Source organism: Nocardia sp. NPDC004568 (genome assembly GCF_040609955.1).
Lineage (GTDB): Bacteria > Actinomycetota > Actinomycetes > Mycobacteriales > Mycobacteriaceae > Nocardia.
The window spans coordinates 1-13,616 of sequence record NZ_JBEXLL010000115.1; the positions used below are offsets into that span (position 1 = coordinate 1).

The 13,616-nt window shown below is 69.2% G+C and carries 12 protein-coding genes and 3 pseudogenes; 5 read left to right on the forward strand and 10 right to left on the reverse strand.

Annotation, left to right across the window (positions count from 1 at the left end; all coding sequences use genetic code 11):
* Positions 1 to 1,161, reverse strand: a 1,161-nt coding sequence (locus ABZV91_RS30535) for a serine/threonine-protein kinase (RefSeq protein ID WP_355249206.1), incomplete at its 3' end; no start/stop codon positions are given.
* Between the two features lie 545 nt (positions 1,162 to 1,706).
* The gene (locus ABZV91_RS30540; protein WP_355249207.1) at positions 1,707 to 1,892 is read right to left on the reverse strand and encodes a hypothetical protein; all 186 of its coding nucleotides are present in this window, start codon (positions 1,890 to 1,892) and stop codon (positions 1,707 to 1,709) included.
* A gap of 342 nt (positions 1,893 to 2,234) precedes the next feature.
* Here ABZV91_RS30540 and ABZV91_RS30545 point away from each other — a divergent pair.
* Together ABZV91_RS30545 and ABZV91_RS30550 are read left to right on the forward strand one after the other, a co-directional pair.
* Positions 2,235 to 2,474: pseudogene (locus ABZV91_RS30545) on the forward strand (ChaB family protein); the annotation flags it as partial.
* Positions 2,428 to 2,760 (forward strand): adenylate/guanylate cyclase domain-containing protein, encoded by a 333-nt coding sequence (locus ABZV91_RS30550; protein ID WP_355249217.1) that lies wholly within the window; start codon positions 2,428 to 2,430, stop codon positions 2,758 to 2,760. The pseudogene ABZV91_RS30545 and the gene ABZV91_RS30550, both read left to right, overlap by 47 nt.
* Before the next feature lie 4 nt (positions 2,761 to 2,764).
* Here ABZV91_RS30550 and ABZV91_RS30555 read toward each other — a convergent pair whose 3' ends face one another.
* Positions 2,765 to 3,322, reverse strand: a complete 558-nt coding sequence (locus ABZV91_RS30555; RefSeq protein ID WP_355249208.1) for a hypothetical protein — start codon at positions 3,320 to 3,322, stop codon at positions 2,765 to 2,767.
* Positions 3,323 to 3,390: 68 nt separating this feature from the next.
* Here ABZV91_RS30555 and ABZV91_RS30560 point away from each other — a divergent pair, with 68 nt between their 5' ends.
* Positions 3,391 to 4,191: a nuclear transport factor 2 family protein gene (locus ABZV91_RS30560; protein ID WP_355249209.1), complete on the forward strand. Its 801-nt coding sequence runs from the start codon at positions 3,391 to 3,393 to the stop codon at positions 4,189 to 4,191.
* Positions 4,192 to 4,404: 213 nt separating this feature from the next.
* Here ABZV91_RS30560 and ABZV91_RS30565 read toward each other — a convergent pair whose 3' ends face one another.
* From ABZV91_RS30565 to ABZV91_RS30590, 6 genes and pseudogenes are all read right to left on the reverse strand, one after another.
* Positions 4,405 to 5,268, reverse strand: a complete 864-nt coding sequence (locus ABZV91_RS30565; protein WP_355249210.1) for an oxidoreductase — start codon at positions 5,266 to 5,268, stop codon at positions 4,405 to 4,407.
* A gap of 92 nt (positions 5,269 to 5,360) precedes the next feature.
* Positions 5,361 to 6,811 (reverse strand): annotated as a pseudogene (locus ABZV91_RS30570) (NAD(P)/FAD-dependent oxidoreductase).
* 206 nt (positions 6,812 to 7,017) lie between these two features.
* Positions 7,018 to 7,914: an alpha/beta fold hydrolase gene (locus ABZV91_RS30575; RefSeq protein WP_355249211.1), complete on the reverse strand. Its 897-nt coding sequence runs from the start codon at positions 7,912 to 7,914 to the stop codon at positions 7,018 to 7,020.
* A gap of 146 nt (positions 7,915 to 8,060) precedes the next feature.
* Positions 8,061 to 9,707 (reverse strand): LuxR C-terminal-related transcriptional regulator, encoded by a 1,647-nt coding sequence (locus ABZV91_RS30580; protein ID WP_355249212.1) that lies wholly within the window; start codon positions 9,705 to 9,707, stop codon positions 8,061 to 8,063.
* A gap of 224 nt (positions 9,708 to 9,931) precedes the next feature.
* Positions 9,932 to 10,066: pseudogene (locus tag ABZV91_RS30585) on the reverse strand (AAA family ATPase); the annotation flags it as partial.
* Between the two features lie 136 nt (positions 10,067 to 10,202).
* The gene (locus tag ABZV91_RS30590; protein WP_355249213.1) at positions 10,203 to 10,814 is read right to left on the reverse strand and encodes an STAS domain-containing protein; all 612 of its coding nucleotides are present in this window, start codon (positions 10,812 to 10,814) and stop codon (positions 10,203 to 10,205) included.
* A 395-nt stretch (positions 10,815 to 11,209) separates the two neighbouring features.
* On the opposite strand from ABZV91_RS30590, the gene ABZV91_RS30595 reads away from it, so the two are divergent.
* A complete protein-coding gene (locus tag ABZV91_RS30595) occupies positions 11,210 to 11,632 on the forward strand; it encodes an HSP20 family small heat-shock protein (protein ID WP_355249214.1) in 423 nt (140 codons plus the stop codon).
* A gap of 34 nt (positions 11,633 to 11,666) precedes the next feature.
* On the forward strand, positions 11,667 to 11,960 hold the full coding sequence (locus tag ABZV91_RS30600; RefSeq protein WP_355249215.1) for a hypothetical protein: 294 nt from the start codon (positions 11,667 to 11,669) through the stop codon (positions 11,958 to 11,960).
* A 714-nt stretch (positions 11,961 to 12,674) separates the two neighbouring features.
* On the opposite strand, the gene ABZV91_RS30605 is transcribed toward ABZV91_RS30600, so the two are convergent.
* Positions 12,675 to 13,487 carry an Lrp/AsnC ligand binding domain-containing protein gene (locus ABZV91_RS30605; protein ID WP_355249216.1) on the reverse strand — a complete coding sequence of 271 codons (813 nt, stop codon included), beginning with the start codon at positions 13,485 to 13,487 and terminating at the stop codon, positions 12,675 to 12,677.
* Positions 13,488 to 13,616 lie beyond the last annotated feature (129 nt).

A 13,616-nucleotide genomic window follows, 5' to 3' on the forward strand; every position in this document is an offset into this window, starting at 1 on the left:
ACGCTGAACCTGCGATGCGGCCTTCAGCGCCACCCGGGTCTTGCCCACACCGCCGGTACCGACGAGCGTGACCGAACGCGACCTCGACAGGTGATTCCTGAGTTCGGTCAATTCGGCGCGCCGACCGACGAGACCGGTCAACTCCAGTGGCAGATTGCCACCGGAATTCGCACCGACCGCGTCCTCATAACTTCCACCGACCGTCTCCACCTGCCGCCCACCGCGCGCCGCGTTCTCGGACAGCGAGCGTTCCGGATCGGAATCGGTCCGCAGAACCAACACGCCGGGCGGATTTCCGCGGCGCCGAAGTATCCACTCTGTGGCTTCGCCCAGTTCCGCGGCGGAAGGACGTGCGCGGCGATCCCGCCTCATCGCCCTCTCGACCAAAGTCGCGATATCGTCGTCGATACCGCTCTGCCGCAGATCGGGCAGGGAATCGGCGGTGATCCGTAGGAACTGCGCCACTATGTTCTCACCGCTGTGCCGCTCGAAGGCGGCATGTGCGGTCAGCGCGCAGAACAGAGTCGCGCCGAGCCCGTAGACATCGGCCTCCGGCGTCGACGGCCTGCCCTCGAGTACTTCGGGTGCGGTGAACGCCGGCGAGCCGGTCACTGTTCCGGCGGGCGTCTCGAAGCCGCCACCGATATGCGCGATACCGAAATCGGTCAGTGCCGGCTCACCGAAATCGGTGAGCAGAATATTTCCCGGCTTCACATCCCGGTGCACGATTCCGAGCCGGTGGGCCGCCGCGAGCGCACCGGCTATCTTCGATTCGATCCGCAGCGCATTCTCCGGCGAAAGTGGGCCGTGTCGCCGGATCCATGTATCGAGAGATCCCGCGGGGTGATAGGGCATCACGAGATAGGGACAGCCGCCGGCCAGTGAACCCGCCTCCAACATGGTCACGATATTCGGATGTCCGGTCGAGCGGCCCATCGCCCGCTGCTCCCGCAGAAACCGGGCCCGATTCTCCGCGTCCAGACCCGCGGTCAAAACCTTGACCGCCACGATCCGGTCCAGCTCCGGTTGCCGGCAGCGATACACCACTCCGAACCCGCCCCGGCCGATCTCCACCGCATCCAGACAACCTGCGGCAGCCAACTCGGCGCGAAACGATTCAGTCGTCTCACGCTGCGTGGGTGGGGGTTTGTTACCGCTCATCAGCGTATGTCCCGATGGGGATTGTGTGAAGCAAAAGAAACCATTGGCTCACTCCTCGCCCGATCCACTATATCCTCGGATGTAGGAGAACACCGTTGCCTGTTCGATATCAGGGAGGGACGCGCTCATCACTTATGCGCACACTGTCTCCCCTTCTTTCCAGAGTGTCAATGCCCGATTTTCCGGGCGATTCGGCTGGACCGGATATACTCTGCCGCGCACCGTAGTGCACTTACCAGCGCCGGCGCCGACCTATGGACATGGGCCTCGTCATATCCGGTCTGGGGCGATCTTCGATGCGGTGAACAGTCCAAGGGTGGTGTGTTTCCTCTGGCGCCCGGAGATGACAATGATCCGAATATCGATCTTCCTCGAGATAACGTGGTGGCCACGGCCTGTGGACGCGGTGATTCGGGGGTGTGCCGGTGGCCGGGGCGCTACGAGTGGTCCCGGAGACATCACCGCGTGCGATAGGATCGCGATCGCAGTACCGGCTGTCGCACACGGTCTCGGGTCGCGCTCGACGCGCGCCCGCCTCGGACCGCTCAGCGCAGCGCGACGATGGCGTCGATGAACTGCTGCGGGGCGTACACGACCGGATAGATCGAGCTGTGGCGTTCGGGGTCCGGTTCCCTCGAGCGCGCAGGGACTACGCCGCGCACCCGGCCGCTGCCGAGCAGCCGACAGACGATTTCGGAGGCCAGGAACCCCACCCGACCTGTACGAATCACCCGAGGCCTGGACGTTCACGGCCTCGATCAGGATTCGGCCGTAGTCCGCGACGCGGGTGTCGACCGGTGCGGATTCACTGAGCCCGAGCCTGATGTGTCGAAGGCGAGTACGCGACTCGTACCCGACCAGTTCGACCGGCACCGGCTCGTACACCGGCGATCCGTGCAGCAGGATGACAACGGCACGCGCCTCGACCTCGGCGAGCCGGGCCCAGGGCAGAACAGCGGACCCCCGTAGACTTGTATGAGAATTGAATCGACTACTCGGTGACCGGTCCGTGGGCGAGCCGCCGCTGGTCAGGTCGCATTTGGACTCTACCCGCAACGCCGGAACACCTCGGCCTGATCAGTGGCTCCACCCGGCGACCGGACCTCACAGCCCAGCCCCACCGGGTCGCTTACGCCGCGTTGAAACACAGTTACGAGAAGGTCGGTGACCACTGGGAGCCGAAGGCGCGCAAGGGTCCGTCGGACGCACGCGCCGAGCACGGCGGGCGCGACGCGGCCGGACGGACAGCGGCGGGCGTGGACGCCAATGCGTCCACGCGGCACCTCCTGGATATCGCCGCGCGGTTGGATATCACAGTTCGTCGACGACGCGGTGATGGCCCTGTTCAACGCACCGACCCACCAGCCGGGTCATGCGCTGCGCGCCGCCGGCGCAGGGCTCGCGCTCCAGCGAGCGGTCGCCGAAACGGTGATTCGACATCCCGGCCGGCCGCGATTCCGGGTGGGGGTCAATACCGGTCCAGCGCTGGTCGGCAGTAACAAGGTGCTGCGCGACCTGCAACAACGCAATATTCTCGCGTCGACCCGTGGCCGGATCGCCGTGGTCGACCGGGTGGCGCTGGTTCGCTGCGCCCGCTGAGGGCCTATTCCGCGAGTGCCTTACCGCCGGAGGGCGCGACCGCGAACCAGGTGCCGCCGACGCCCTGACCTCGCAGATCTCCCGGCCGGTGGTCCTTCGAGAAGTGGTACACCGGCCAGCCGCCAAGGGTGACCTGGCACGAACCGTCGGCGCGCTCGACGAATCCGACCCGCCCCGGGTCGATACCGACGATATAGAGCCCTTGCCCCCGGCTCACCAGCAGCGGCGGCCATGTGACGGCACAGTCACCGTTGCAGTTCGACCGGGACGGTGTGGCGGTGTCCTTGTCGAACCGGTAGAGCGAGAGACCGTCACCGTCGGTCACGCGCAGCCCGACCGCCGGGTCGGCGACCGCGGTGAGCTCGACAGCATTCGCACCATGCGGCGCCCGCCCGTCGTAGATGTTCAGCCATCCCTGCGTTCGCACGGGTACCTGCGCCGATGTCGCCGGACCGGCCGGCGCCGGATCGGCCGTCGCGGCCGGGGGCGCGGACAGACCCACAATCGCGGCAGCGGCGAACGCGACAGCGGTCGTATTGATCAGGGTGGTGAATCTCGACATGGAATCCTCCGTATGGCCTTCGTTGTTCGGTGACCACAATTCTTCGGCTCCGGACCCGGACGGTCTGTTTGCGCACCGACGTCCACTGTGTGTCCGAGCCGACACAGAGCCGGCATCGAGCAGCCGAGGACACTTGCGCGGCCGCGCGGCGCCGAGACGACGGCTTCGCCGCGGTGCCGGGTTCGGAAGCGCCTCTGGTTCGGACCTCGCACCGCGTCGCGGCGGATCGGGATGCGCCTCACATTCGTCCGGGCTACTTCGTCGGGTTATTGCATGCGCAGGCAGATGTGTGCAGCCGGGAACTCTCGAAGGGAGACACAGTGAGTTCGCACGAAGACCGGATCAGGGCGTTGCTGGAAAGCCGCGCCGACGCCCAGCGGTCCAAGGACATCGATCGCCTCATGTCCTTCTATTCACCGGACATCGTCTATTACGATGCCGTTGCCCCGCTACGGTTCACGGGTTCCGGGGAAGTGCGCCGCAACTTCGTGCGATGGTTCGACGGCTATATCGGCCCCATCGGCTTGGAAACCCACGATCTGATCGTCATCACAGCCGCGGACACGGCCTTTGCCCACATGCTCCACCTGGACTCGGGAAAGCGCCGGGGCGGGATCGAGTTGCCGATATGGGTGCGCGAGACAGTCTGTCTGCGGCGGACGGACGACACCTGGGCGATAACACACGAACACATCTCGCTCCCGGTCGATCCGGCGACCTTCCGAGTCTGGTTCGCGTCCGGGAAGGACGCGCCCGCCCGGGGCGGTGGACGTTCTATATTCGGGCTGGTAGCAACCGGTTTGCTCGCGCGTCTCGGGCTGCGGCGGAAAGTTCGTCTCGCCGCAGCGCCCATCTCGGAGATGAGCTGATTCGGGTAACGGTGGGCTCGGATCGGCCATCCCCGGCCCAGGGTGCGGCGCGGCCCGCCGGGCCGCCGTGCCGGGTGGCGGTGGCCTGCCCGCGGCGCTGTGTCGCCGGACGGCTCGGTCGGCCGGACGGCAGCAGCGGAGCCGCCGACGGCGGCGTGGGCGGCCGCTCGGAAAACACCGCTCGCGCAGCCGTAGGAGGGCGCCCGCCCCGAACTAGACCGAACTCGCGCGGGCGTGATTCGGGAAGTCGGCGTTACGGCTGACCGCGGCCCAGCGCCGGGCTTCCGCGTCGCGTTCGGCGCCGGCGGCCAACGCCTGTTCCACCGCGCCGCCACCCAGCAGCAGCCGTCGAGGGGGCTCGGACGCGCCGACCATGTCGACGATGATGTCCGCTGCCCGGGCGGGGTCGCCGGGCTGCTTCCCGTCGGTCGCGCGGCGCATCTCGTGTATCCGTCCGACCGTCTCGCGATAGTCCGGGCCGGGCTCGCGCATCCGCATCGACGAACCCTGCCAGTCGGTACGGAACGCGCCGGGCTCCACGATGATCACCTTCACACCGAACGGCTGCACTTCTCCGGCCAGGACCTCGGAGAACCCCTCCACCGCGAACTTCGCTGTTTGATACGCCCCCATGCCCGGTGTACCGCCGACGCGGCCACCGACGGACGAGAACTGGACGAAGACACCGGAGCGCTGGGCGCGCAGTACCGGCAGGGCGGCGCGGGTGACGTTGACGACCCCGAACAGGTTGGCCTCGATCTGGGCGCGGAATTCGTCGGGGTCCATTTCCTCGATCGCGGCGCTGTCGGCGTAGCCGGCGTTGTTGACGACCACGTCGATCCGCCCGAATTCGGCGACGGCGAATGCGACGGCGGCCGCGGCCGCGGACGCATCGGTCACATCGAGCGGGAAGGCCCGGGCTCGACCGTCACTGCTGTCGACGACCTCCCGCAGTTGTTCCGGGTGACGTGCCGTCGCAACGACCCGGTCCCCGTGCGCGAGCGCCGCGCGGACCAGTTCCGCGCCGAACCCCCGTGAACTGCCGGTCACGAGCCAGACCTTCGAGGTATCGGACATTTCTTGTGCTCCTTTTCGGGTGGAATCGCATGTCGTGGGGCCCGTCCGTGTTCGGACGGCGTCGCTGGTGTTCCCGGCGGCGGTAGAGGTGTTCATCGGCGCTGATCGCGGTAGGTCTCGAGCAGGCGCAACCAGATCTCGCCGAGGGTCGGGAACGACGGGACGGCGTGCCAGAGACGATCGATCGGTATCTCGGCGACAATTGCGACGGTCGCCGAGTGTAGTAGCTCGGCCACTCCCGGCCCGGCGAAAGTCGCCCCGACGATCACGCCACGATCCGGATCGACCAGGATTCGCGCGCGCCCTCGGTAGTCCGGGAGGTACTGCAGGGCACCCGCGACGCGACCGATGTCATAGTCGACCACGTCGACCGGCCGCCCTGCCCGTTTCGCTTCCTCGGTCGTCAGGCCGACGGCGGCGACCTCCGGATCGGTGAACACCACCTGCGGGACCGCCACCAGATCGGCGGTGCCCCGGTGCCTGCCCCACGGTTCGGGGTCCAGGCCGCGACCGCGGGCTCGGTCGGCGATGACGGCGCCCGCGATCCGCGCTTGGTACTTGCCCTGGTGGGTGAGCAACCCACGGCGGTTCACGTCGCCTACCGCGTACAGCCAGGCACCGGCGACCGCCGGCACGGTGAAGGTGTCGTCGGTGTCGAGCCACTGCCCGGGGGTCAGTCCGACGGTGTCCAGTCCGATGTCCTCGGTGCGGGGGTCGCGCCCGGTCGCCAGCAGTAGTTCGTCGGCGACGATACGGCTGCCGTCGGCGAGGGTGAGGTGCACGGTGTCGTCCGGCCCGCCCGCGCGTTCGGCGTGCGTGACAGTGGTGCCGAACCGGAGCTCGGCACCGGCTCCACGCAGCCGCTCGGCGACCAGTTCGGCGGCGAACCGCTCAGCGCGCGGAAGCAGCCGGTCCGCGCGTGCGATGAGCGCGACCCGCGAGCCGAGTGCCTGCCATGCCGTGGCCATCTCGGCGGCGACCACCCCCGCGCCGAGCACGGCCAGCCGGGACGGCACCGCGCGGGCACTGGTGGCTTCCCGGCTCGTCCAGGGGCGCACCGCTTCCAACTCCGGCAGTGGCGGCAGCGCTGCGCGGGTGCCGGTGCATACGACGACCGCGTAGCGCGCGGTCAGATGTACGGCCGGCCCGTCGGGTGTTTCCACCGTGACCCGGCGCTCGCCGGCGATCCGGCCGTGCCCCGGAACAGGGTGACGCCCGCGGATTTCAGCCAGGCGACCTGATCCTGATCGTCCCAATCGGCGGACATCCGGTCCCGGTATACCAGGACAGCACCGGCGTCGATCGGCCAGGCGAGTGCCGCGCCGACCCCGGGCATCCGCGCGGCCTCGGCGTAGAGCAGACCCGGTCGCAGCAGTGCCTTGCTGGGTTCGCAGGCCCAATAAGAACATTCGCCGCCGACCAGTTCGGATTCGACGATCACCGTACGCAGTCCGGCGGCGCTCGTCCGGTCGGCGACGTTCTCGCCCACCGGACCCGCGCCGCGAACCACGACGTCGTAGATCCGGGTGAGGTTGTCGCTCATTCGGTCTCGTTTCTCACAGTTTCGAACGTCATATCTTTCGAATCGGTCGTCAGCGGCCGCGGAGCCGCCGGGTTACCTGTCGAGCATTGCCGCGCGGGGTGGTCCGGCGAATCCGTCGGATGACGCTGCGGTGACGTATCTCGTGGTCCCGCGACGGGTGTCGGGGCCGGCCGGACAGGGCGTCGCCGGTGTGCGTCGCGGAGCTCTCAGAGGTGGTCGGCGTCGATGATCGCCCGGGCGAAGGGCTGCGGCGCCTCCTGCGGCACGTTGTGCCCGATCCCGTCGAGCACCCGGTGCTCGTATCGGCCGGTGAACCTGGCACGGTAGGCCGCCCCGTCCTTGGCCGCACCGTCGAACGCCGCGGCACTGCGATCGTAGGTGGCGTCGTCGAAATCCCACGCCGGGGAGGCGGTGCGCCAGATCAGCTTTTTGAACTCGTGCCGATTGCGGCTGTAGCCGAGCCGGCCCCGCTCGGTGGCGAAGTAGTACTGGTACCACCAGCCGAGTTCGGCCTGCGGCGGCAGCGGCTGCTGGTTGGCGGTCAGCGAGGTGACCAGGTATCCGCTCACCGACACCAGCGCCTTGCAGCGGTGCGGCCACAGGGCGGCGACGATATCGGCGGTGCGCCAACCCCAGTCGAAACCGCCGAGGATCGCCGCGTCGATGTGCAACGCGTCCATGAGGTCGACGACATCTCGCGCGATCGCCGACTGCTGACCGTTGCGGACGGTGCGGTCGGACAGGAATGTGGTCGGTCCGTAACCGCGCAGGTAGGGCACGATCACCCGGTAACCCGCCGTCGCCAGCAGCGGGCCGACATCGGCGTAACTGTGCGGGTCGTAGGGCCAGCCGTGCAGCAGCAGCACCGGGGCGCCGGTGGCGGGACCGTACTCGACGTATCCGACGTTCAGCAGCCCCGCCCGGACCTGTCGCACCGGGGGTAGGCCGGTGGCGGCCCCCGCTCCCACCCGCAGCGCGGCGCCCGGGGCGGTGACCGGTGGCACGGACTCCTCGGCCGAGCAGCCGCCGAGCGAGGTCACCGCGACCCCGGCGGCACCCACCGAGAGCGCCCCGCCGAACAGTCGTCGTCTGCTGATGGCCATGGCAACTCCCTCGTCGAACACACGATTCGTGACCGCATCCGGCCACATCGATGACGCTAGGGAACACAGCGGCAGCGCCGCGTCCGTCGGATGACGTAATCGGTGACGGTGTGTGCGGCGACGATCCGACGAACCGTCGCGCGATCTCATGCGGCGGTGCCGGGCACGGCGGGGAGCACCGCGGCGAGTTCGGTGCGGGAGCTGACGCCGATTTTCGGGAAGATACGGTGCAGATGGGTGCTGACGGTGCGATGCGAGAGATAGAGCCGCTGCCCGATCTCACGATTGGTCAGTCCCTGGGCGGCCAGCCGCGCGATGGCGAGTTCGTGCGGGGTGAGCCGTTCGCCGATATCGGCGGCCCGGTCCGGGCTCGCCTCGCCGGCGCCCCGCAACTCCAGGCGCGCCCGGTCGCTCCACGCGGCGAAGCCGAGCGCGTCGAAGGTTTCCCGCGCGGCGCGCAGCGGGTGCCGGGAGTCGACCATGCGGCGCTGCCGGCGCAGCCATCCGCCGTAGGCCAAGTGCGCTCGCGCGCGTTCGGCCGGCCACCCGGTGAAGTCGGCCGCCAGCACCTCGGCGAACCGGTCGTCGGCGTCCTCGCCGGCGATCAGGGCGCGGGCGTAGCGCAGTCCGAGGTGCAGGGCCGGTGAGTCGGTGCGCGCCGCGGCAGGCGTCACCGAGTCCAGCAGTTCCCGCAGGGCCGCGGTGCGGCCGGAGCGGACCGCCGCGTCGGCGAGGTCGGCGAGGAAGTACACGCGCAGCGCCGGGGTGTGGGCCGGATCGGCGGGATCGTGCATGCGGGCGAGGTCGGCGTAGGCGTCGTCGGCACGGCCCTCGCCGAGTGCTGCCAGGCCGCGGGCCAGCGCGACCGTCGCCAGCACCGGCCGCGCACCGGAGGCCAGCCCGATCCGCTCCGCGTCCGCGGCCAGCGTCGCGGCCCGCGGGTAGTTCCCGCGCAGGGCGGCGATCTCGGCCTGCACGGCGACGGCCAGCCCACCCATGAACGGCTGACCCGTCTCGTCGGCCAGGGCCGCGGCCTCGGCCGCGAGCGGCTCGGCGGTGATCACATCGCCGAGCCGGGTCAGACACCATGCCTGGACCGCCAGCGCACGGGGTAGCAGTCCCAATTGCCCGGTGGCGCGCAGCCCGGGCGCGGCCGCGGCGGCGTAGCGGGCGGCCAGATCGAAGGCACCGACCTGGAGCGCGGCGCTACCGAGGAACCGGTCGACCTCGGGGTCGCGCCCGGTGGCCGAGACCAGCTCACCCAGGTACCCGAGAACGGTCGTACCGCATTCGACCGGCGCGACATAGGCGGTGATCGCGACCCGGCGCGGACCGGCCCGAGCCACCGGCAGACCACTCACGACCTCGAGCAGGGCACGCCGCACCTCCGGGCCCGGTTCGGACCGGAAGCACCGCATGGCCGCACCCCACAGGATGCGCAGCGCCGCGTCGTCGTGACCGTCGGCCGCGACCCGCCCGGCCAGCGCCGCCAATTCTCCGATGCGGGAGGGGTCTTCACGCACCCCGTCGTCGAATCCGCTGAGCAGCCGGTGCGCCGTGGCGTCCTGGGGCGGAGTCGGATCGAGGGTACGCGCGGTGCGCACCAGGCGTTCGGCGGTATCTCGGCGCCCGGAATCCACCGCCAGTTCGGCGGCTCGCAGCAGCCGGTCCACGCGATGCCCGGTGGAGCCGACGACAGCGGCCCGTTCCAGTGCCGCGGCCGCGGCGCCTCGGTGCCGGGCGCGACCCGCGACCTCTTCCAGCTCTCGGGCGACCTCCTCGTCGTGGCCCACCACACCCGCCGCGCGATGCCAGGCGCGGCGGTCCGGGGCATCACGCAGGATCGCTCACCCGCGGCGTCGGACAGACCGAAAGCATTCGCGAGCGCGTCGTATTGGCGGGCGGGCAACCCCGCGAACCCGGCGCGCAGCGGATACAACAGCCGGTGCAGCCCGGCATAGCCGAAGTGCTGCTCGGTTTCGGCACCCGCGGTGCGCAACACCCGCGCCGGAGCCGCCGCGACGGTCTCCTCGACCAGAGCCGACTTTCCGATCCCGGGTTCGCCCTCGATCAGCACACCGGCGCGGTCCCGCGGATCGAAGAGGAGCGCCTCCAGATCCTTGCGCTCGGCATCTCGCCCGAACAGCGACATCGTGGGCTACTCCTGTTCCGGCCCACGCCTGGCGGACCCGTGGGCGACCCTACTCGAGCGATACCACGGCGGACAGGGCGGCGCATTCCCCGATCCAGCGCGTGGAATACACCATCGCCCGGCTCAGGGGCGGAGGTCACCGGTGGCGCGGCAATGGTGTGGCGGTCACGGTGGGAGGAAGGCCGCCTCGACCGGGAATTGCTTCGCCGGCCAGATAATGTGGTCGCCCGCGGTGCGAGGCCCCGTTCTGCTCCGGGGTGATCTGTGGGATGTGGTGCGGGCGCGGGCGGCTGGTGGCGTGCGTGGCCCGTTTGCGCAGGTGGATCGCTGTCAGGGCACTGACCACCGTGGAGCGGACGGGTAGGTCCGCGGTACGGGGATCGCCGGCGGCGAGACGGGCTATGCGCAGATCGGTGGTGACCAGGCAAACTTCGGTACCGTTTCGCCGGTACCGGCGTGCGTCTCGGGCCAGGGCGGCCACGGTGCGAAGCGACAGGAAATCGAGCCGACCGGCATCGACGATGACGGCGCAGTTTGCGTGCGCTGCCTGCTCGACGGCTTCGCGGACTTTTTCCCGCCACAGTGGCAGCGTGAAGGCGTCGGCCTCACCACGCGCCGACACGATAACGGCTTCGCCGCGGCGCCGGGTCCGGAAACTCAGCTGGTCACCGGGATCTCTGGAGTTCGCCGACGCGGCCGCGGCGGAGTGGGCCGAGGAGATCGGGGAATCGGCGACAGTCGGTTTCATGAACACTCCCCTGGGGTCGATAGGCGAATGAACGGCGTTTCGGTCGGAACCGGGCGGCGGGCGACGCGAGGGAACCCGCCGACCCGTACCGGGCAGGCTAGGCGCTCGCGCCCGCGCCGCCAACGGGTTGACAGAAACGTTCCGACCAGGCGCTCCTGCCGTTATCGGAGCACTCGCGAGATCACGAGAGAGTATCGGCTGGGCCGCCGGCCCGGCGGTGGGCGGATTACGGCCGGGGTAATCGGTACCCGGCACTTCCTCACCATCCTCTCGTCATTGATCTGTCGCTGACACTTGCACTGTCCTCCATCTAGTGCTAAACAATATATGTGTCTGTTGACACAGATTATCTGGTTTCTCTTCGAGAGTGAAGGAGTGAACTGGAGGTGGCGACCATGTTGATGCGCACGGATCCCTTCCGCGATCTGGATCGTCTGACCCAGCAGGTTTTCGGCACCCCGGCGCGGCCGGTGGCGATGCCGATGGATGCCTGGCGCGAGGGCGACAACTTCTTCGTCGAGCTGGATCTGCCGGGCATCGATCCGGACTCCCTGGATCTGGACGTCGAACGCAATGTGGTTACTGTTCGGGCATCGCGTCCGGAGCTGGATTCCGGCCGGTCGATGCTGGCCGCCGAGCGCACCCGCGGCCTGTTCAGCCGACAGCTGTTCCTGGGTGAGAACCTCGATACCGACGCGATCCGCGCCGACTATCGCGACGGGGTGCTACGGCTGGTGATTCCGGTGTCGGAGAAGGCCAGGCCCCGCAAGATCGAGGTCGCCCGCCACGACCACGAGCGCCAGGCCATCAACGCCTGACCGTCCGGCTCGGCGCCACACCAGGAGCCCGGCCATGAATGCATCGACCAGTACCGGCAAGCATTGGCCGACGTACGTGGATCTTCGGCTGATCGCACTGGATCCCGACTTCGAGGAGCTGTTCGCCGAGGTCGAGGAGGCGCTACGCGTGGCCCGAGTGCACTGGGTCCCACGGCTGCGCACCACCGGTGCCCCGCGGCCACGAACCGCGGGCTGCAAGCGTCCACCTTCCCGGCCACGAGGGCGGCGGCCGCATCGGTTCCGGGCCCGCGAACGCGGGCCGCCCGACACGCCGCGGATGACCACCCGGCAACTGCCATGGAAGTGAGGTGATGCCCGTTCCCACAGCGCTCACGAGGTCGGCGCGGACAATGGAACGTACCGAACCCGCAGGCCTGCAGTGAAGGCAGCGACGCACCCCTCAGTGGCGCGCGTGCACAGCCACCGATGTGGCAGGCAGCGCCGAACTGTTCCCACTCCACCGCCGACTTTCGGTTCTCGTGATCCATCCAGCGACGGGTGGGCCCGGTCAGCACAGCGCTTCCGGGCCCACCCGCACTTTCGTGCAAACTGTTCTCGAGAGCATCATTCGAGAAAAAGATGCCATGGCCGTGTCGGCACGCGGCACAGGCCTCGATCGCCTCGGGCCGCCCGGCTCTGGCCCAGGCCCGCCCGGGTGTCGCGTTCCATACCCTGCCGGAAGTGGCGCAGGCGACGGCGCCGTTCGTGCGTCCACCCCAGAATCGGGCTGTCGACACACTGCTCGCTGCGAGCCGGCGCGGATCGAAGGGAACTCGCACGAACGGAGCGTGCGCACCCGAATCACGAGCCACGTCTCCGGGCACCAGCACACTGCCCGGCCCGTGTGCGGTCGCCTCACGGTGGGTCCGGACGCCGTGGCCCACTGGCCGCAACGCCCCCCGGCTATGGTTCTTTTACACCGCTGGGGAGAAACGCACCCGCGTACCCGCGGCGCGCCGCAAGTCCCGGGCGCCGATAACGCTCCGGTCGGTGTCATGGGCTCGAGCGCGGGGCGGTGCGGTCACAGCGCGCCGTCAGGCTGCGGTACGGCGGTGGTCAACAGTTCCAGCGGATGGAAACCGGTGCAGCGGCCGGCTCGGTCGAGTAACGAGCCCAGCCGCTTGGGCGTTTCGAGGGTGATACTGCGGTCCGCGATCACGAGTCCGGGTACCTGCGACTCGAGGTCGTGCTCCAGGCGCGACAGCTCGCTGATCTGCCGCAGCCACACTGTCATCAGTACGTTCGCGGTTCCCGTCACCTCACAGCACACCCGTATCTGGGGAAACGAGTCGAGTGCGTCGACGAGCGTGCCGAGGGTGCGTGGTGTGGCACGGGCCCAGATATTGGCGGTCACCGGCCATCCGCCGAGTACGTGCGCGACCTCGCAGCGAATGGACAGGATGCGCTCGGCGACAAGGTAGGTCAGCCGGCGCCGGACGGCCGCGGCGCTGATCGCACAGACGCCGGCGAGTTCGACCGCCGACCTGCGGCCGTCGGCCGCGAGCGCGGCGATCAACGCCAGGTCCACGGCGTCCGGCTGATGGATCAGCGGACGCGGAGGTGGGCGGTATCGGGACAGCGTCGACTCCTCGCCGACGCCCAGCGCTCGTACCCGCCAGCGTTCGCTCTCCCCGAACACCTGCATCACCACGCGGGTGCGTGTACGCGCGACCATCGGAGACGCCGACAACTGCTGCACCCAGTCGCCGAGGGCGTCGAGATCGAAGGTCATGACGGTCAGGAGCAGATCACCGTCACCGGCGGTTCGCTGGATGGTCGCGACATTGCCGTCCCGCGAGAGCTCCCGCATCAGTTCCGGCCCGCGCTCGGCCACCTCGACCTCCACAAAGGCCGCGCACCGCGTATTGAGTAAGCGTCCGAGAACTTCCGTCAGTTGTGGCTGGGGGGATGAGTCGCTGTCAGGCCTGGAGGTGCTGGACCGGCGAGTGTGGTTGCCGGTGGA